The sequence below is a fragment of the Streptomyces sp. NPDC060028 genome (genome assembly GCF_042736725.1).
GTDB lineage: Bacteria > Actinomycetota > Actinomycetes > Streptomycetales > Streptomycetaceae > Streptomyces.
Map to the genome: position 1 here is coordinate 1 of NZ_JBHWVJ010000015.1, position 17,575 is coordinate 17,575.

General features: G+C 73.2%; 16 protein-coding genes and 1 tRNA gene. 6 read left to right on the forward strand and 11 right to left on the reverse strand.

Going from position 1 to position 17,575, the window contains the following annotated elements; genetic code table 11:
• Nucleotides 1-58: 58 nt before the first annotated feature.
• The 4 genes from mshC to ACFWBF_RS10510 form a co-directional block, all read right to left on the reverse strand.
• Nucleotides 59-1,306 (reverse strand): cysteine--1-D-myo-inosityl 2-amino-2-deoxy-alpha-D-glucopyranoside ligase, encoded by a 1,248-nt coding sequence (gene mshC / locus ACFWBF_RS10495; RefSeq protein ID WP_385598281.1) that lies wholly within the window; start codon nucleotides 1,304-1,306, stop codon nucleotides 59-61.
• Between the two features lie 110 nt (nucleotides 1,307-1,416).
• Nucleotides 1,417-2,352, reverse strand: a complete 936-nt coding sequence (locus tag ACFWBF_RS10500) for an SCO1664 family protein (RefSeq protein WP_385598530.1) — start codon at nucleotides 2,350-2,352, stop codon at nucleotides 1,417-1,419.
• Entirely contained in the window at nucleotides 2,316-2,906 is a 591-nt protein-coding gene (locus ACFWBF_RS10505; protein ID WP_385598284.1) for a DUF3090 domain-containing protein, read from the reverse strand. Before ACFWBF_RS10505 ends, ACFWBF_RS10500 begins: the two co-directional genes overlap by 37 nt.
• Before the next feature lie 101 nt (nucleotides 2,907-3,007).
• The gene (locus ACFWBF_RS10510; protein ID WP_385598286.1) at nucleotides 3,008-3,730 is read right to left on the reverse strand and encodes a histidine phosphatase family protein; all 723 of its coding nucleotides are present in this window, start codon (nucleotides 3,728-3,730) and stop codon (nucleotides 3,008-3,010) included.
• Nucleotides 3,731-3,784: 54 nt separating this feature from the next.
• On the opposite strand from ACFWBF_RS10510, the gene corA reads away from it, so the two are divergent.
• A complete protein-coding gene (gene corA, locus ACFWBF_RS10515) occupies nucleotides 3,785-4,777 on the forward strand; it encodes a magnesium/cobalt transporter CorA (protein ID WP_385598289.1) in 993 nt (330 codons plus the stop codon).
• A 38-nt stretch (nucleotides 4,778-4,815) separates the two neighbouring features.
• On the opposite strand, the gene ACFWBF_RS10520 is transcribed toward corA, so the two are convergent.
• Nucleotides 4,816-5,604: a ferritin-like domain-containing protein gene (locus ACFWBF_RS10520; RefSeq protein WP_385598292.1), complete on the reverse strand. Its 789-nt coding sequence runs from the start codon at nucleotides 5,602-5,604 to the stop codon at nucleotides 4,816-4,818.
• A 203-nt stretch (nucleotides 5,605-5,807) separates the two neighbouring features.
• Nucleotides 5,808-6,857 carry an LLM class F420-dependent oxidoreductase gene (locus ACFWBF_RS10525; protein WP_385598295.1) on the reverse strand — a complete coding sequence of 350 codons (1,050 nt, stop codon included), beginning with the start codon at nucleotides 6,855-6,857 and terminating at the stop codon, nucleotides 5,808-5,810.
• A 107-nt stretch (nucleotides 6,858-6,964) separates the two neighbouring features.
• Between ACFWBF_RS10525 and ACFWBF_RS10530 the strand changes: the two genes are divergently transcribed.
• Both ACFWBF_RS10530 and ACFWBF_RS10535 read left to right on the forward strand, forming a co-directional pair.
• Nucleotides 6,965-7,957, forward strand: a complete 993-nt coding sequence (locus ACFWBF_RS10530; RefSeq protein ID WP_385598298.1) for an aldo/keto reductase — start codon at nucleotides 6,965-6,967, stop codon at nucleotides 7,955-7,957.
• 122 nt (nucleotides 7,958-8,079) lie between these two features.
• Nucleotides 8,080-10,380 (forward strand): ATP-binding domain-containing protein, encoded by a 2,301-nt coding sequence (locus ACFWBF_RS10535; protein ID WP_385598533.1) that lies wholly within the window; start codon nucleotides 8,080-8,082, stop codon nucleotides 10,378-10,380.
• A gap of 47 nt (nucleotides 10,381-10,427) precedes the next feature.
• Here the strand turns inward: ACFWBF_RS10535 and ACFWBF_RS10540 are convergent, their stop codons facing one another.
• A complete protein-coding gene (locus ACFWBF_RS10540; RefSeq protein WP_385598300.1) occupies nucleotides 10,428-11,123 on the reverse strand; it encodes a hypothetical protein in 696 nt (231 codons plus the stop codon).
• Nucleotides 11,124-11,170: 47 nt separating this feature from the next.
• Here ACFWBF_RS10540 and ACFWBF_RS10545 point away from each other — a divergent pair, with 47 nt between their 5' ends.
• A complete protein-coding gene (locus tag ACFWBF_RS10545) occupies nucleotides 11,171-11,359 on the forward strand; it encodes a DUF5703 family protein (RefSeq protein ID WP_385598303.1) in 189 nt (62 codons plus the stop codon).
• Nucleotides 11,360-11,412: 53 nt separating this feature from the next.
• Here the strand turns inward: ACFWBF_RS10545 and ACFWBF_RS10550 are convergent, their stop codons facing one another.
• The 3 genes from ACFWBF_RS10550 to ACFWBF_RS10560 form a co-directional block, all read right to left on the reverse strand.
• Nucleotides 11,413-12,246, reverse strand: a complete 834-nt coding sequence (locus ACFWBF_RS10550; RefSeq protein ID WP_385598306.1) for a chaplin family protein — start codon at nucleotides 12,244-12,246, stop codon at nucleotides 11,413-11,415.
• 151 nt (nucleotides 12,247-12,397) lie between these two features.
• Complete coding sequence (gene chpH, locus ACFWBF_RS10555) at nucleotides 12,398-12,631, reverse strand: chaplin ChpH (RefSeq protein ID WP_385598309.1); 234 nt, start codon at nucleotides 12,629-12,631, stop codon at nucleotides 12,398-12,400.
• Nucleotides 12,632-12,768: 137 nt separating this feature from the next.
• Nucleotides 12,769-14,094 (reverse strand): M20/M25/M40 family metallo-hydrolase, encoded by a 1,326-nt coding sequence (locus ACFWBF_RS10560; RefSeq protein ID WP_385598312.1) that lies wholly within the window; start codon nucleotides 14,092-14,094, stop codon nucleotides 12,769-12,771.
• Between the two features lie 169 nt (nucleotides 14,095-14,263).
• Between ACFWBF_RS10560 and ACFWBF_RS10565 the strand changes: the two genes are divergently transcribed.
• Nucleotides 14,264-14,348: transfer RNA gene (locus ACFWBF_RS10565), tRNA-Leu, on the forward strand.
• Nucleotides 14,349-14,534: 186 nt separating this feature from the next.
• Nucleotides 14,535-16,055: a protein kinase gene (locus ACFWBF_RS10570; protein ID WP_385598536.1), complete on the forward strand. Its 1,521-nt coding sequence runs from the start codon at nucleotides 14,535-14,537 to the stop codon at nucleotides 16,053-16,055.
• A gap of 5 nt (nucleotides 16,056-16,060) precedes the next feature.
• Here the strand turns inward: ACFWBF_RS10570 and ACFWBF_RS10575 are convergent, their stop codons facing one another.
• Nucleotides 16,061-17,500 carry an amino acid permease gene (locus ACFWBF_RS10575; RefSeq protein WP_385598314.1) on the reverse strand — a complete coding sequence of 480 codons (1,440 nt, stop codon included), beginning with the start codon at nucleotides 17,498-17,500 and terminating at the stop codon, nucleotides 16,061-16,063.
• Between the last annotated feature and the right edge of the window lie 75 nt (nucleotides 17,501-17,575).

Sequence of the window (17,575 nt, forward strand, 5' to 3'; positions counted from 1 at the left end):
GCCTGAGGGGCCGCGCATGCGCGGCCCCTCAGGCGTTCTCAATGTACGGGTGGAGCGTTTACAGCGCCACGCCCAGCAGGGCGTCCACCGTGCGGGAGACCAGGCCCGGGGCCGACTCGTCGTCCGCCTTCACGTCCGGGTCCGCGTCCGAGGCAAGCTGGAGTTCGACCCAGCGGTCCACGGCAGCCAGCGCGGCAGGGGCGTCCAGGTCGCGGGAGAGGGCCTCACGGACCTCCTCGACCAGGGCGTCCGCCGGCACGCCGTCCGGGCGGGACACGGCCGCACGCCACCGCTCCAGGCGGGCCTGCGCCTCGGCGAGGACGTCGTCCGTCCACTCCCAGTCGGCGCGGTAGTGGTGGGAGAGCAGCGCGAGGCGGATCGCCGCCGGGTCGACACCCGCGCGCCGCAGGGCGGACACGAAGACCAGGTTGCCCTTGGACTTCGACATCTTCTCGCCGTGCAGGGCGACCATGCCCGCGTGCACGTACGCCTTGGCCATCGGGAACTCGCCCGTCAGTGCCTGCGCGTGCGAGGCGCCCATCTCGTGGTGCGGGAACGCCAGGTCCGAGCCGCCGCCCTGGATGTCGAAGCCCATGCCCAGGTGGTCCAGGGCGATGGCCACGCACTCGATGTGCCAGCCGGGCCGGCCGCGCCCCAGCGAGGCGCCGTCCCAGCTCGGCTCGCCCTCGCGGGCGGCCATCCACAGCATCGGGTCGAGCGGGTTCTTCTTGCCCGGGCGCTCGGGGTCGCCGCCGCGCTCCGCCGACAGCAGGCGCATCGCCTCGGCGTCGAGGTGGGAGACGCCGCCGAAGTGCGGGTCGGACTCCACCGAGAAGTAGACGTCGCCGTCGAGGTCGTACGCCGCGCCCGCGTCCCGCAGCCGCTCCACCAGCGGCACGATGCCCGGTATGGCCTCGACGGCTCCGATGTAGTGCTGCGGGGGCAGCATCCGCAGGGCGGTCATGTCCTCGCGGAAGAGGGCCGTCTCGCGTTCGGCGAGCTCGGTCCAGTCCTGGTTGTCGCGCAGCGCACGCTCCAGGAGGGGGTCGTCGACGTCCGTCACGTTCTGGACGTAGTGGATCTGCCGCTTGGTGTCGAGCCACACGCGCTGCACGAGGTCGAACGCGTTGTAGGTCGCCGCGTGACCGATGTGGGTCGCGTCGTACGGGGTGATTCCGCAGACGTAGATACGGGCGACGGGACCGGGGGCGAGGGTGATCGTCCCTTGGGTCGCGGAGTCGTGGATCTGGAGGTCGCGGCCCTTGCCAGGCAGGGCGGGGACCTCAGAAGCGGGCCAGGCATGCATGTCTCGAGCGTAACCGGACGCGTGTTCATCAAACGAACCGGACCTGCACTGTTGGCCTGATCCGCACTCTTGCGATCTGGCCGGTTCTGTGCGAGCCGCTCATGGCTGGTTCAGACCGGTGGCCAGGGGATCGCGGGCCACTGACCGGACGGCTGGGGATGCACGCCCAAGGCCCTCAGCCGGGCCACACGGCCCCGTACGGCGCCCAGCTCGACCGGGGTGATCAGTTCACCCAGCCGGGTGGCCAGGGGCTCCCCGTCGGCCAGCCGGGCCGCCAAGGCGGCCAGCACCTCGCGGGCCTCGTCGGTCAGCGGCTCCCCCGCCCAGCCCCACAGCAGGGTGCGCAGCTTGTCCTCGGTGTGGAAGGTCACTCCGTGGTCGATGGCGTAGAGCCGGCCGTCGGGCGCGGGCAGCAGGTGGCCGCCCTTGCGGTCGCCGTTGTTGATCACGGCGTCGAGGACGGCGAGCCGGCGCAGCCTGGGGTCGTCGGCGTGGACGAGCAGGGCGGTGCGGCCCTCCCCCACCTCGGCGAAGGCGATCGGCTTCCAGCCCTCGCCCGCCTCCTCGCCGTCCACGAGTGCGAGCAGCTCCGCCTGGGGGGACCCGCCGGCTCCGTCGGACCCGGCGTCTTCGTCGGACCCGGCGTCTTCGTCGGACCCGGCGTCTTCGTCGGATCCGGCGGTGGCGTCCGGCTCACCGGGCCCGCCCGACTCGATCCACTGCTGGACCATGCCCTCGCCGTACGGCCCGTCGCGCAGCACGGTCGGCGGGACCAGCCCCCACCCCGTCGCCTCGGAGATCAGGTAGGCGGCGACCTCGCGCTGGGCGAGGTTCCCGTCGGGGAAGTCCCACAGCGGCCGCTCGCCCTTGACCGGCTTGTACACGCAGTCGGCGCTCACGCCCTCGTACGCGACGGTGCACAGCAGTACGGCGTTGGACGCCTCGCGGATCCGGCCGACGACGGTCAGCTCGCCCTTGGCGAGCAGTTCCTCAAGCTCCCCCGTGGCGCTCACGCCTGGCGCCGGTAGCCGTTCTGGCGCGGGCAGACGTGCCCCTCGGGGTCCAGCGGCAGGCTGCACAGCGGGCACGGCGGCCGGCCCGCGTTGACCACGTCCAGGGCCCGCTTGGCGAAGGCCCGGGCCTGGGCGCCGCTGAGGCGGACCCGCAGCATCGGCGGGCCGTTCTCCTCGTCCTGGAGCAGCCGCTCCTCCGCCTCGGCGAGGTCCTCGTCCGAGTCGGCGTCGAGCTCCACCAGGGCCTGCGCCTCGACGATCATGCGCTGCTCGTCGCCGTCCCAGGCCAGGGCCATGGTGCCGACGCGGAACTCCTCCTCGACGGGGACGTCCAGGGGCGCGGTGTCGGCGGCCTCGGCGGGGGCCATGGCCGGGACCGGGGCATTGCCGCCGGTGCGCCGCACGACCTCGTCCAGCAGCTCGTCCATCCGCTCGGCGAGCGCTGCGACCTGGGTCTTCTCCAGGGAGACGCTGGTGACCCGGGGACCGGAGGAGGCCTGCAGGAAGAACGTACGGCGCCCGGGCAGACCGACCGTCCCGGCCACGAAGCGGTCCGGGGGGTCGTAGAGGAACACCTGACGGGGCACGTCCAGTCTCCAAGCTCGGGGGTGCCCCCGGACGAAGTCTGGGGGAGGCAGGGGCAGGCTGCGCCCTTGTGTTGGCCCGTCCACCCTACTGCGCCGTTCGATCACACCGCGCCCGCGCCGCCTCCCACCACGGCGTTCCCGGTGCCTTCGGTCTCTTTGTCCGAGGCGGCGCCGGGTGCGGCGGGGTGTTCGCGCGGCGCGAACGATCCGAAGTCCCCGGTGTCGCCGAGCCGGAGCAGGAACGGCCGGGTCGGCGTGTAGCGGATCGCGGTGACCGAGCAGGGCTCGACGTGGACGCGCTGGAAGAGGTCCAGGTGCATGCCGAGGGCGTCGGCGACAAGGGACTTGATGATGTCCCCGTGCGAGCACACCAGGAAGACGGCGTCGGCGCCGTGTTCCTCCTCGATCCGTGCGTTCCAGTCCCGTACGCAGTCCACCGCGCGCGCCTGCATGGCCCGCATGGACTCGCCTCCGGGGAAGGTCGCGGCCGACGGGTGCTGCTGGACGATCTTCATGAGGGGTTCTTCGGAGAGCTCGGAAAGTTTGCGGCCCGACCAGTCGCCGTAGTGGCACTCGCCGATCCGCTCGTCGGTGTGCGCCGCGAGCTCCGGGCGGGCGGCCAGCAGCGGGGCCATGGTCTCCCGGCAGCGCTGGAGCGGGCTGCTGACGACGGCGGCGAGCGGCACTGCGGCGAGGCGTGCGGGCAGCTCCGCGGCCTGCTCGTTGCCGCGCTCGTCGAGGGCGACTCCGGGGGTCCATCCGGCGAGCAGCCCTGCGGTGTTGGCGGTGGAACGCCCGTGTCGTACGAGGATCAGCGTGGCCATGGCGCAAGCGTATGCGGTGACGCAGGTGTGCGGGCGGCCCGCGGGCGGGGGAGAATGCCCCGCGTGATTGTCGACTGCGCGATGTACCGAAACGGCCGCCGCTCCGAGGCTCCCGGGGACTTCTCCGACGCCCTCGACGAGGCCCGGGCGACCGGTGACGCCTTCCTGTGGGTCGGCATGCACGAGCCGACGGAGAAGGAATTCGAGCACGTCAGCCAGGAATTCGGCCTGCACCAGCTGGCGGTGGAGGACGCGCTGACCGCGCACCAGCGCCCGAAGCTGGAGGTGTACGACGACTCGCTCTTCGTGGTCCTCAAGCCGGTGATGTACGACGACGACACGGACACGGTCACCGCGGGCGAGCTGATGGTGTTCATCGGCGACTCCTTCGTGGTCACCGTCCGGCACGGCGAGGGGGCCGCGCTGGCCGCCGTACGCCGCAGGCTGGAGCAGGAGCCCGACGTGCTCAAGCACGGCCCGACGGCGGTTCTGTACGCGGTGTCCGACGCGGTGGTGGACCACTACATCGAGGTGGCCGCCGAGCTCCAGGCCGACCTGGAGGAGCTGGAAGCGGAGGTCTTCGCACCGAACACCGCGGACACCAAGAACACCGCCGCGCGGATCTACGGGTTCAAGCGGCAGGTCCTGGAGTTCCGCCGGGCCACCAGTCCGCTGCTGCAGCCGATGGACCGGCTGGCCTCCGGGACCGTGCCCTTCGTGCACGAGCACTCCCAGCCGTTCTTCCGCGACGTCGCCGACCACCTGACGAAGGCGAACGAGTACATCGAGGGCCTGGACCGGCTGCTCTCGGACGCGCTGGCCGCGCACCTGGCGCAGATGGGCGTCCGGCAGAACGACGACATGCGCAAGATCTCGGCGTGGGCGGCGATGGCGGCGGTCCCCACGATGGTCGCGGGGATCTACGGGATGAACTTCGAGCACATGCCGGAGCTCAGGCAGGGCTGGGGCTACCCGGCGGTGGTCGTGCTGATGGCCGCGCTGTGCCTGGGCCTGCACCGGCTGTTCAAGCGCCGCGGCTGGCTGTAGCCCCGCGGGTCGGGTCGGTCGGGTCGGTCGGGTCGGCCTCAGGCGAACTCGGGCGCGGTCGCCGCGGCGCCGCCCAGGGCGTTTCGCCGCTCCGGCGTGCGCAGGCCGATCATCCGGTGCCAGCCGCTGAACCGCTCGTACGCGTACATCCCGCGGATCCCGGCGGCGAGCGCGGCCGCCTTCGGCGCGGGCCAGCGCAGCAGCCGGCCCATGTGGCCCATGACGGCGAGGCTGACGTCGCGGTAGACGGAGATCTCGACGAGGGCGCTCTCGCGCAGGACCCGCTGGATGGCGGGGCCGTGTCCCTCGCGGGCGAGGCGCAGCAACTCCTCGTGGCAGTAGGCGAGGTGGTTGTCCTCGTCGTTGCTGATCATACGGACGGCCCTGCCGACCTCGGGGTGGTCGCCGAAGTACTTGACCAGCATGACCATCTGGTCGGCGGCACGCTGCTCGGTGACCCGGCTGTGCGCGAGGTAGACGACGATGTCCTCCTCGGTCAGGGCCTGCTCGCGACGGAGCTTCTCGTGCGCGAGGCCGATGCCGCGCCGCTCCAGCAGCATCGTGTAGTCGGTCTCGGGCGGGACCGGGACGGGCGGCAGGCCCCGCTTGCGCAGCAGGGCGTTGAAGATCCGGCCGTGCTTGTCCTCGTCGGCACCGTGCCGGGTGATCTTGGGCGCGAGATCGCGCATGCCGTCGGGCACCAGGGCGGCGATGCGGGCGTTCTCCCAGCCGCCCTGGGACTCCCCGCTGGCGGCGATCGAGCAGAACAGCTGGAAGGAGGCGTCGTGGTCGACGATCTCCTGGAACAGGCTGCGGGCAGAGAGCATGCACCGAGTCAAACGCCGGTGGCCGGGGCGGGCAACCGAGGGGTCGCACGACTCGTCCGAATGAACGAAGCCGGGAGACGGCCCCCGGCGCGTAACCCGGGGACCGCCCGGCGCGTTGTTGGCGGTGTCGGCCGTGGCGGGGAAGACCCCCCGAGCCCCCACCACGGCCGCAGGCGCACGGCGCCCCGTGAGAACGCCGGGAACTACGCCAGTCCCGCGATCTCCATGGCCCGGGTCCCGGCGCGCAGCGCGGCGACCCGCTCCTCCAGGGTGAAGCCGGCCGGGGCCAGCGTCAGGGTGGTGACCCCGGCCTCCGCGTAGGCCCGCATCCCGTCGGCGATCCGCTCCACCGGGCCGAGCAGGGTGGTGGAGTCGATCAGCGAGTGCGGGATCGCGGCGGCCGCGCCCTGCTTGTCGCCCGCCAGGTACTTGTCCTGGATCTCGGCGGCTTCCTTCTCGTAGCCCATGCGCTGGGCGAGCTGGTTGTAGAAGTTCTGCTTGCGGCTGCCCATGCCGCCGACGTACAGGGCGGTGTACGGGCGGAACATGTCCGCGAGCCCGGCCACGTCCTCGCCGAGGGCCAGCGGCACGGTCGGGCAGACGTCGAAGCCGTCCATCGTCAGCCCGGCCTTCTCGCGGCCCGCGCGGATGTGCCGCAGGGCCGTCTCCTCCAGGTGCTCGGCCGCCGGGAAGATCAGCAGCGCGCCGTCGGCGATCTCGCCGGTCTGCTCCAGGTTCTTCGGCCCGATGGCCGCGATGTAGAGCGGGATGTGCTCGCGCTCCGGGTGCACGGTCAGCTTGAGCGGCTTGCCCGGGCCGCCGGGCAGCGGCAGGGTCCAGTGCTCGCCCTCGTACGAGAGGCGCTCGCGGCTCATCGCCCTGCGGACGATCTCCACGTACTCGCGGGTCCGCGCGAGGGGCTTGTCGAACTTCACGCCGTACCAGCCCTCGGAGACCTGCGGCCCCGAGACGCCGAGGCCGAGGCGGAAGCGGCCCTTGGTGAGCGAGTCGAGGGTGGCGGCCGTCATGGCGGTCATCGCGGGCTGACGGGCCGGGATCTGCATGATCGCCGAGCCCACGTCGATGCGCTCGGTCTGGGCGGCGACCCAGGCGAGCACCGTGGGCGCGTCCGAGCCGTACGCCTCCGCGGCCCAGCAGACGTCGTAGCCGAGGCGGTCGGCCTCCTGGGCGACGGCGAGGTTGTCGGCGTCCATGCCCGCACCCCAGTAGCCGAGATTGATGCCGAGCCGCATGTTTCGTCCCCTTACGGTGTGCGCTTTACCGGTCAGTAACGTAGGTCTGCGGTGGACTGTAGCGCGCCCCGCCGCCCCGCGTCAGCGCCCCAGTAGTCTCAGCCCTCATGGAGCAGAGGCATCTCGGCCGCACCGGACTGCGCGTGTCCCGGATCGGCCTCGGCACGCTGACCTGGGGCCGATCCGGGGAAGGGCCCGACGAGGCGGAAGCCGCCGAGCAGTTGAAGACGTTCTGGGAGGCGGGCGGAACGCTCGTCGACACCGCGGACGTGTACGGGGGCGGGGAGGCGGAGTACCTCCTGGGCCGGCTGATCGGCGGGCTGGTGCCGCGCCGGGACCTGGTCATCGCGACCAAGGCGGGCAGCGTCCCGGATCCGCACCGCCGCGTCGACGGCTCGCGCGGGCACCTGCTCGCGGCGCTCGACGACTCCCTGGCCCGGCTGGGCACGGACCACGTGGACCTGTGGCAGGTGCACGCCTTCGACCCGGCGATCCCGCTGGAGGAGACCCTCCAGGCGCTGGACCTGGCGGTGAGCAGCGGCCGGGCCCGGTACGCGGGGGTGGCGGAGTTCTGCGGCTGGCAGCTGGCGAAGGCGGCGACCTGGCAGCTCGCGGCGCCGGGGGTACGGACCCGGCTCGCCTCCACGCAGATGGAGTACTCCCTCCTCCAGCGCGGGGTCGAGCGGGAGGTGCTGCCCGCGGCCCTGGACCTGGGCGTCGGGCTCCTCCCCTCCTCCCCGTTGGGCCGGGGCGTCCTGACGGGCAAGTACCGGGACGGCATCCCGGCCGACTCGCGGGCCGCGTCGCAGACCCTCGGGGCCTTCGTGGACCCGTATCTGGACGAGGCGGCGAGCCTCATCGTGGACGCGGTGGCGACGGCCGCGCACGGCCTGGCCGTGACCCCGCTCCAGGTGGCCCTGGCCTGGGTCCGCGACCGGCCGGGCGTGAGCGCCCCGATCGTCGGGGCGCGGACGGCGGCGCAGCTCGCGTCGGCGCTGTCGGTGGAGGCGCTTAGTCTTCCGGAGGAGATCTGCCAGGCGCTGGACGACGTTTCGGCGCCCGTGCACCGCTACCCCGACCAGGACTGGAGCACCCTGTGACCACGGACCCCGCCGCCGCCCCCACCGAGGCGACCCTCGCGGCCGCCGACGGCCCGTCCGAAGCCGAGGCGGTTACCGCAGGCGCGGGCGCGCCGGGCGAAGCCGAGGCCGCCACAGGCGGGATGAGCTCGGGCGAAGCCACGGAGGCCGCGGACGCGGACGAAGCCGGGGAGGCCGCAGGCGCGGGCGCGCCGGGCGAAGCCGGGGAGGCCGCGGGCGGGGGCGGTGCGGGCGGAGCCCGGGAGCGGGCCGGCGGCGAAGGGGGTCCGGGGGCGCAGCCCCCGGTTTCGGGAAGGGGCGGGGTGGGGGAAAGCCCCGCAGGGCCCACCCCCGAGCCCGGGACGGAACCCGCGCCGGAGGACACCGCCGAAGGCGAACCCGCGGCGGCGGACGCCACCGGCGGGGCCGAGCCCCCGGCGGAGGGCGCCGCCGAAGGCGAGCCCGCGGCGCCCGCGCTGAGCGAGGCGGCGGCCGAGCTGGCCGCACAGAAGGTCGAGCGCGAGCGGATCGCCCGCAGGAAGGCGGAGCGCGAGGCGCCCGTCGAGGCCGGCGGCAAGCTCAGCGGCACGGCCGCCGACCTGCTGGCCGCCGTACGGGCCGTGGAGAGCGGGGCCAAGCCCCCCGCCGTGTACTTCGACGAGGCCCCGGCCGCGCCGCGCAAGGCGGCCCCGGCTCCCCCGCCGCCCCGCACCCCGTCGCCCGCTCCGGCGCCCGCGCTCGCGCCCTCCGCCGACTCCGTCCAAGACGTCCGCGCCGTACTGGCGCGCGGCGGCGCCCCCGAGGCCCTCGCGGAGCCGACCGCCGCGGCCCTCGGCGTCGACGCCGCCGGGCAGCTCGCGGAGGACCCCTGGCGGCTGCTCGCCGTCCCCGCCGTCCGCCCGACCCAGGCGGACGGCTTCGCGCGGGCCCTGCTCGGCGCCGAGGCCGGTCCCGGGGACGAGCGCCGGGCCACCGCCCTGGTGGGCTGGCTGCTGGCCCAGGCCGCCGCCAAGGGGCACACCGCCCTGGAGGCCCCGACCCTGGAGGCCGCCCTCGCGCAGTACGGCGTACCGGACCCCGCCGAGGCCCTGGAGGCGGCCGTGGGCGACGGCGCGGTGCTGGTGTTCCACGAGCCGCTGGGCGAGCCCGCCGCGGAGGGTGAGGAGCAGCCCGTACGGGTGCTCGTCGGCCTGGAGGGATCCGCGATGGCCGAGGAGAGCCTGGCCGACGGCCTGGCCCGGCTGGCCAACACGTTCACGGATCCGGCGGACTGGGACGAGGCCGCCACCGGCCCGGGCGCCGAGCTGATCCGCGCCGCCGCCCGGCACGGCCTGGTCGCCCACACAGGCGGCGAGGCGGCCCGCGCCGAACCGCTGGCCCTGCTGGCCGCCGCCCGTCAGTTCGGCCTGCGCGCCTGCCTGGCCACGCATGCGCCCGCCGCGCCCGCGCCCGCCCCGGCCCCGGCCGCCGGTGCCGTCACCGTGGCCGGTCTGCTCGCCGGGACCGAGGGCCCCGGGCGTGACGCGGACGGGCAGTTCGAGCTGGACCTGCTCGTGGTCCTGGACGCCCCCCAGCTGGACGTGGAGACCGCCGCCGCGCTGGTGGAATCGGTCCCCGACGGGGCCCGGCTGGTGCTGTCCGGCGACCCGGGGGTGCTCGGCTCCGCCGGGCCGGGACGGGTGTTCGCCGATGTGCTGGCCGCCCGCGCCTGCCCCCAGGTGGTCTCCCGCACTCCGGACCCCGGCCCGCTCGGCGAGCTGGTCTCCGGGGTCGGGATCGGTGAGCTGAACCAGGTCGACGCCCCCGGCAAGGAGGTCGTCATCGTCCCGGTGCGCGACGCCGGCGAGGCCGTCCACCGCACCGTGCAGCTGGTGGCCGAGTCGGTGCCGCGCGCCTTCGGGATCCCGGCCGACAGCGTGCAGGTGATCACCCCGGGCCACGGCGGCTCCGCGGGCACCCGCGCGCTCAACGCCGCCCTCAAGGAACGGCTGAACCCGGGCCCCGGCCGGTTCGGCGGCTTCGATCCCGGGGACCGCGTGGTCCACGTGCCCTCGCCCGGGCGCGCGCTGGCGGCCCGTGTGGTGTCGGCGGACGCGCAGGGGTTGCACCTGGACACCGCGGGCGGGCGGGTCACCGTACCGAAGGAGCGGGTGGAGGCCGAGGTGCGCCGCGGCTGGGCGGTGACGGCGCATCAGGCCGTCGGGGCGCGCTGGCCCGCGGTGGTCGTCGTACTGCCCGGTGACGCGGCGCCCGCGCTGTCCCGGGACTGGGTGTACACGGCCTTCGGCCGCGCCGAGCGGCACCTGTCGGTGGTGCACGGTGTGGACCAGGCGCTGCCGCACGCGGTCGCGGAGGTGCTGCCGAAGCCCCGTACGACCCGGCTGGCGGGTCTGCTGCGGGCGCTGGCGGCCTCGGCCCGGGAGTCGGCCGCCGGGCAGGAGTGAGCAGGCCGCGGCCCCCGTCCCCCTTCCGGGACGGGGGCCGCGGTGGGTCAGGCGGGCGTCAGACCCGGCTCGGCGCTCGCGCCGTCCGGCTCTTCGTCTGCCTCTTCGTCCGGCTCTTCGTCTGCCTCTTCGTCGAATTCGTCGGCCTCGTCGTCGAAGACGGAGCTGACGTCGAACCGGTGCAGGACGTCCTGCGGATCGGTGTGCCCGAAGGGTGAGCCCAGCCACTCCCCCGGTTCCGCGATCTCCTCCGACGCCGCGATCCAGAGGGTGGAGTCGCCCTCTTCCAGACCGAAGTCCTTGGCGCGGGAAGCGATCTCGTCCGGCTCGTACTCCCCGAACAGCACGCCGAGCGCACCGGCGGTGCCCCCGTCGTGGTCGAGGTCGGCGTCCCGGTCGTGCGCGGCGACGCGCTCGGCCTGGGCGATCAGCCGCGCCGGTTCGACGACGGAGTAATCGCGGCGGACGAGGACGCTGAAGGCGGCGGGCTCGGCGGGACCGGTGTACGGGACCCCGTCCTCGGGCGTGGGGATCTCGAACGGGGTGACCTCGTCGTACCGGTCGTAGAGGAGTTCGTCGTACTCCTCGGCCGCGGCGGCGAGTTCGTTGAACGCGGCGTAGACGGCCGGATCCTCGTCCCCGATCCTGCTCTCGACCGCGGCGAGGTGACGGTCGAGCGCGGCCTTGACCGCCTCGGCGGCGGCGCGTACCTCGGCAACAGTGGGCAGAGCGGCATCAGACATAGTGCAGACGCTATCCGTAGCAGGGCGCTGCCCGCACAATAGATGCGATGCCGGAATACGAATTTGTCGACCTGTACGTGCCCCGCGGGGTTCCTCGCCAGGACACGACCCGCCTGTTGACCGATCATGCCGAGTACGGGCTTTGGGAGCTCGACCGGCTGACGCTGCTTCGGGACGGCAGTCGCCGGGTACGACTGCGCCGCCGGATCATCCGCCAGGTCCGCGCGACCTGGTGACGCGGGCCCGGGGGTGCCGGGGCCCGCGTCACGTCATGTCACGGGTACCGCCGTCAGGCCGCGTTGCGCGCCCGGCGGTAGAGCACGGCGCCTGCCAGCAGCATGCCTCCGGCCAGCGGTACGCCGGCGGAGAGGACGTCGCCCGCGCCGGTGGCGGCGAGCCCGCCGGTCCCGGGGCCGACCTGCCGGCCGGGGTGCGTGCCGATGGGCGTCACGGAACCGGTGCCGACCCCTGTGCCGGGGGCGGTGGGCGTACCGGGACTGCCGGGCTGGCCCGGAGTGCCGGGGTTACCAGGGGTGCCGGGCTGGCCCGGAGTGCCGGGCGTGCCCGGGTTGCCCGGCTGGCCGGGAGTTCCCGGGTTCCCGGGGTGTCCGGGGTTCCCCGGCGTACCGGGGTTCCCCGGCTGGCCGGGAGTTCCGGGGTGGCCCGGCGTACCCGGATTCCCGGGGTGGCCCGGCGTACCGGGGTGGCCGGGGGTGCCCGGGTTCCCGGGGTGGCCGGGCTCGTCCTCGTCGCACGGCTCGTCCGGGTTTCCGGGGTGGCCTGGATGTCCGGGGTATCCGGGGTGGCCCGGGTTGCCCGGCGTACCGGGGTTGCCGGGGTGGCCTTGGTGCCCGTGCCCGTGCGTGCCCGAGTCGTTGGAACAGTGGTTGCCGAAGGCCGGGTTGAGGGCCCCCACCACCGTGACGGTGTTGCCGCAGACGTTCACCGGTGTGTCCACGGGCGCCTGGGCGTTGTTCCCGGACAGCAGTCCGGGCGAGTTCGCGGCATGACCGGACGCGGTGGAGTCCGCGTGTGCGTAGCCCCCGCCGAACGCGAGAAGACCTCCCGCGGCCGCCACGGTGATCAAGGTCTTCCTGGTGGTGACCTGTACCTGTCGTCGCATCTGTACTTCGTCCCCTGGTGTGTACGTGTGGTCGACGCACCGGCCGTACAGGCTCCCCCGCCGCGCACGCCGAAAGATCAGCGCCGGGCCGTAAAAGCCCGGCAGCCCCGGAGCGCTGGGATGCGCTCCGGGGCCGAGAACTTCAGATGCGTCAGGCGTTGACGCAGGTGTTGCCGAAAGCCGGGTTCAGCAGGGCGATCACGTTGACCGTGTTACCGCAGACGTTCACGGGAATGTGAACCGGGACCTGGACGACGTTGCCGGACAGGACACCGGGGGAGCCGATGGCCGCACCCTGGGCACCCGCGTCGGCGACGGCCAGACCCGCACCCGCGAGAACCAGACCACCGGTGGCAGCCGCAGCGGCGACAACCTTCTTGAGCATTGTTCCTCCTAGTAGGCAAGTGCGGTCCCAGCCGCGGACCGCACCACCTGTAACGAGGAGGGTTCACCAGGGCTACGAGCGTATGAGCGCATTCACTCTTCTCAGTGGTTTGCGCACACCTCTGCGATTTCCCGGCGTTAGGCGTTGTCGATGAATCGGTCGAGCACCCGCACGCCGAACTTGAGCCCGTCGACCGGCACCCGCTCGTCCACGCCGTGGAACATCCCGGCGAAGTCCAGCTCCGGCGGCAGCTGCAGCGGCGCGAAGCCGAAGCAGCGGATCCCGAGGTCGTCGAAGGACTTCGCGTCCGTACCGCCCGAGAGCATGTAGGGGACCGCGCGGGCGATCGGGTCCTCGGCCCGCAGGGCGCCCTGCATGGCGTCCACGAGCCTGCCGTCGAAGTCCGTCTCCAGGGCCTTGTCCCCGTGCACGTCCTCCCGCTTCACGCGCGGGCCGAGGATCCGGTCGAGGTCGGCGAAGAACTCGTCCTCGTAGCCCGGCAGGAAACGGCCGTCGACGTGGGCGGTGGCCTGGCCGGGGATGACGTTGACCTTGTAGCCGGCGCCGAGCATGGTCGGGGCGGCCGAATTGCGCAGCGTCGCGCCGACCATCTTGGCGATGCCGCCGAGCTTGGCGAGCGTCGCGTCCATGTTGTCGGGGTCGAGCGGGGTTCCGAGCGCGTCCGAGAGTTCGTCGAGGAAGGACCGTACGGTCTTGGTCACGCGCACCGGCCATTGGTGGCGGCCGAGGCGCCCGACGGCCTCGCACAGCTCCGTGATGGCGTTGTCGTTGTTGGTCATGGAGCCGTGGCCCGCGGTGCCCTCCACCGTGAGCCGCATCCAGTGCATGCCCTTCTGCGCGGTCTCCACCAGGTAGAGCCGCAGGTTCTCGTTGACCGTGAAGGAGAAGCCGCCGACCTCGCCGATCGCCTCCGTGACCCCCTCGAAGAGCCCGGGGTGCTTGTCGACGAGGTGCCGGGCGCCGTAGACGCCTCCCGCCTCCTCGTCGGCGAGGAAGGCCAGCACGATGTCCCGCGGAGGCTTGCGCCCGCTGCGCATGCGGTCGCGTACGACGGCCAGCGTCATCGCGTCCATGTCCTTCATGTCGACGGCGCCGCGGCCCCACACGCAGCCGTCGGCGATCTCGCCCGCGAACGGGTCGTAGGTCCAGTCGGCGGCATTGGCCGGAACCACGTCGGTGTGCCCGTGGATCAGGAGCGCGGGCCGCGACGGGTCCTCGCCCTCGATGCGCGCGACGGTCGAGGCGCGCCCCTTGTGCGACTCGAAGATCCGGGGCTCCAGCCCGACCTCCGCGAGCTGCTCGGCGACCCACTCGGCCGCCTTGCGCTCGCCGGGGCCGGAGTGGTCGCCGTAGTTGCTGGTGTCGATCCGGATGAGGTCCCGGCAGAGGTCGACGACCTCGTCCTCGCCGGAGACGGTCTTGCCCGCGCTCGACTCGCTCACGCTGCTTCCTCCCACTGATCAGTACCGAACTGCCTCCCATCCTCCCGCCCCGGGCCGCTCTCCCCAAGGGCGATCCCCGGCCGTCGGGGGGTGTGATCGAGGACCTCGGAATGTTTGGTAATGTTTTCCACGTCGGAACGGCCCGCGAGGGACGCGAGACAGACACCTTGTCCGGGTGGCGGAATGGCAGACGCGCTAGCTTGAGGTGCTAGTGCCCTTTATCGGGCGTGGGGGTTCAAGTCCCCCCTCGGACACAGAGTGAAGGACCCCACTTCGGTGGGGTTCTTTGCGTTGGGGGACCGCGGCGTACCGCGCGCCGGGTACGGCATCATGGCCGTGACCGGCGGACGGGGGGAAAGAGCGTGGCGCAGGACGGGCCGGGCAACAGCACGGTGATCGGTGGCCGTTACCGGCTTCGGGAGCGGCTGGGCCGGGGCGGCATGGGGACCGTCTGGCGGGCCGAGGACGAGCTGCTCGGGCGGCAGGTGGCTGCCAAGGAGCTCCACGTCGACGCCGGTACGCAGGCCACGGGCGCCCTGCGGGAGGCGCGGGTCGTCGCGCAGATCAGGCATCCGCACGTCGTGGTCGTGCACGACGTCGTGGAGCACGAGGGCGTCCCCTACATCGTCATGGAGCTCGTCGACGGCGGCTCGCTGGCCGACCGGCTCGCCGGTGCGGGGCCGCTGAACCCCGTCGAGACGGCCCGGCTCGGGCTCGCGCTGCTCGGTGCGCTGAGCGCGGCGCACGGTCGCGGTGTGCTGCACCGGGACGTGAAGCCCGCCAATGTCCTGCTGGAGGCGGGCACGGGCCGGGTCGTGCTGACCGACTTCGGGATCGCCCGGCTGGCCGGGGCGACGACCATCAGTGAGACCGGGGCGTTCGTGGGCTCGCCCGAGTACACGGCGCCCGAGCGGTTGCGGGGCGAGGAGGCCGGGCCCGCGGCCGATCTGTGGTCGCTCGGCGTGCTGCTGTGTGCGGCGGTGACGGGCAAGTCGCCGTTCCACCGCGATTCGGTCGGTGGTGTCCTGCACGCCGTGGCGTTCGGCGAGATCCACCCGCCGGACGGGCTGGGGCCGCTGGCTCCGGTCGTCCGCGGTCTGCTGGAACGGGATCCGGAGCGGCGGCTGGGCGCGGCGGAGGCGGCGCGGCTGCTGGCGGCCTGCGCGGCGGGCGAGGACGACGGGTCGGCGGCGGCAGTGGCGGCGGTGGCGGCCGCGGTGTACACGCCGACCGAGCGGGCCACCCGGCCGGGCGGGCCGCTGCCCCCGGGGTCCGGGCGGCGGCGGACGGCGCTGCGCGCGGGGCTGGTGGCGGCGCTGGTCGCCGTGGCGGTCGCCGGCACGGTGACGGCGACCGCGCTGCTCGGCGACGACGGGGCCGCGGGGAGGGGGAAGGGGTCAGGTGTGACGGCGGGCGCCGCCGGCCTCTCCCCTGCCCCGTCTCCGTCGGCGTCGGCGTCGGCGTCCCCGTCGGGCCCGCCCGCCAGGTCGGTGCGTCCGGCGCCCGCCGGGTACCAGGTCGTGTCCGACGCGCAGGGCTTCAGCCTCGCCGTACCGGCCGGGTTCCGGCGCACCACCGACGACCAGCGGGTGTTCTACGCGTCGCCGGACGAGTCCGTGCGGATCGGTATCAAGACGGCCCCGGCGCCGGCTGGCGGCCCGCTCGCGTCGATGCGGCTCGCCGACCGGCACGGCGCGCAGAGCAATCCGGGGTACCGGGAGGGCAAGGTCGTCCCGACGACGCACGACGGGCTGCCGGCCGCTCTGTGGGAGTTCACCTGGGACGGCTTCACCCGCGCCGAGGGTGCCCGGCACACCTTCGACGTGTGCTGGGAGCAGGACGGGGTCCTGTACGACGTGTGGGTGTCGGCGCCGGTCGGCCGGGCCGCCGACGCGCGCGGCCACTTCGACGCCGCGCTGGACTCCTTCGTACCGGACCCGCGGGGCACCGCGGGTCCCTGACGGCGTCAGTCGCGGGACGCGGCGAGTTCGGCGACCCGGCGGCGGACCAGGTACCAGCCGCCGACCAGGGCGGCGCCGATGACCGGGACGCACATGACGGTGGTGCGGCCGACTCCGCCGTCGCACCACATCAGGACCAGGACCGTGACCAGGAAGGCCAGCGTCACGAGCTGGGTGTACGGGGCCCAGGGCAGGCGGTAGGAGGGACGCTCGACCTTGCCCTCGCGGGCGCGGCGCCAGAAGAAGAGCGAGCAGATCATGACCATCGCCCAGGTGCCGAGGATGCCGAGGGAGGCGAAGTTCAGGACGATCTCGAAGGCCTCGGACGGCATGAACTTGTTCAGGGCGACGCCGGCCAGGCCGAAGGCGGCGGTGAACAGGACGCCGCCGTAGGGGACCTTGCCCTTGTTCATGCGGGCGGTGAACCTGGGGGCGGATCCGGACATGGCCATCGAGCGCAGGATGCGGCCGGTGGAGTAGAGGCCGGAGTTCAGGCTGGAGAGGGCCGCGGTCAGGACGACCAGGTTCATGATCCCGGCGGCGCCGGGGATGCCCAGCTTGTCGAAGACGGTGACGAAGGGGCTCTGGCCGTCCGTGTACGCGGTGTACGGGAGCAGCAGCGCGAGCAGGATCACCGAGCCGACGTAGAAGATGCCGACGCGCCACATGATCGAGTTGATCGCCTTGGGCATGATCTTCTCGGGGTTCTCGGTCTCGCCGGCGGCGACGCCGCACAGCTCGACGGAGGCGTACGCGAAGACCACGCCCTGGATGACGAGCAGCATCGGGAGCATGCCGACGGGGAAGATGCCGCCGTTGTCGGTGATGGAGGACAGGCCCGGGGTGTGGCCGTCGATCTCGTGGCTGGTGGCGACGAGGTAGATGCCGACGAGCAGGAAGATCGTCAGGGCGGCGACCTTGACCAGGGAGAACCAGAACTCCATCTCGCCGAAGTACTTCACCGAGATCAGGTTGGCGGTGAGGACGATGGCGAGGGCGATGAACGCGAGGACCCACTGGGGGACGTCGGTGAACATCGACCAGAAGTGGGCGTAGGTCGCCGCGGCGGTGATGTCGGCGACGGTGGTCGTGGACCAGTTGAGGAAGTAGAGCCAGCCGGCCGTGTAGGCGCCCTTCTCCCCCATGAACTCGCGGGCGTAGGAGACGAAGGCTCCTGAGGAGGGGCGGTAGAGGACGAGCTCGCCGAGGGCCCGGACCACGAAGAAGGCGAAGATCCCGCACACCGCGTAGGCGATGGCGAGGGAGGGGCCCGCGCCGGCGAGGCGACCGCCCGCGCCGAGGAACAGGCCGGTGCCTATCGCTCCGCCGATCGCGATCATGTTGATGTGGCGGGACTTCAGGTCCTTGCTGTAGCCCTCGTCACCGGCGTCGACATGGCGGGGCGACGCCGGGGCGGGGGCCTCGGTCAAGGTGCGGTCACTCATCTATGACTTCGCCTTCGTGGGGGTCGGACAGGCAGGTCGGGAGCGCCGCGCAGGGGAGCTGGGTGGTGTCCCCTG

Bases quoted from the DNA above. Each gene is read 5' to 3' on its own strand.
- mshC (WP_385598281.1), bottom strand. From the start codon at position 1,306: ATGCATGCCTGGCCCGCTTCTGAGGTCCCCGCCCTGCCTGGCAAGGGC.
- ACFWBF_RS10510 (WP_385598286.1), bottom strand. From the start codon at position 3,730: ATGGCCACGCTGATCCTCGTACGACACGGGCGTTCCACCGCCAACACC.
- corA (WP_385598289.1), top strand. From the start codon at position 3,785: ATGCCCCGCGTGATTGTCGACTGCGCGATGTACCGAAACGGCCGCCGC.
- ACFWBF_RS10520 (WP_385598292.1), bottom strand. From the start codon at position 5,604: ATGCTCTCTGCCCGCAGCCTGTTCCAGGAGATCGTCGACCACGACGCC.
- ACFWBF_RS10525 (WP_385598295.1), bottom strand. From the start codon at position 6,857: ATGCGGCTCGGCATCAATCTCGGCTACTGGGGTGCGGGCATGGACGCC.
- ACFWBF_RS10530 (WP_385598298.1), top strand. From the start codon at position 6,965: ATGGAGCAGAGGCATCTCGGCCGCACCGGACTGCGCGTGTCCCGGATC.
- ACFWBF_RS10535 (WP_385598533.1), top strand. From the start codon at position 8,080: ATGAGCTCGGGCGAAGCCACGGAGGCCGCGGACGCGGACGAAGCCGGG.
- ACFWBF_RS10540 (WP_385598300.1), bottom strand. From the start codon at position 11,123: ATGTCTGATGCCGCTCTGCCCACTGTTGCCGAGGTACGCGCCGCCGCC.
- ACFWBF_RS10545 (WP_385598303.1), top strand. From the start codon at position 11,171: ATGCCGGAATACGAATTTGTCGACCTGTACGTGCCCCGCGGGGTTCCT.
- ACFWBF_RS10550 (WP_385598306.1), bottom strand. From the start codon at position 12,246: ATGCGACGACAGGTACAGGTCACCACCAGGAAGACCTTGATCACCGTG.
- chpH (WP_385598309.1), bottom strand. From the start codon at position 12,631: ATGCTCAAGAAGGTTGTCGCCGCTGCGGCTGCCACCGGTGGTCTGGTT.
- ACFWBF_RS10570 (WP_385598536.1), top strand. From the start codon at position 14,535: ATGGGGACCGTCTGGCGGGCCGAGGACGAGCTGCTCGGGCGGCAGGTG.
- ACFWBF_RS10575 (WP_385598314.1), bottom strand. From the start codon at position 17,500: ATGAGTGACCGCACCTTGACCGAGGCCCCCGCCCCGGCGTCGCCCCGC.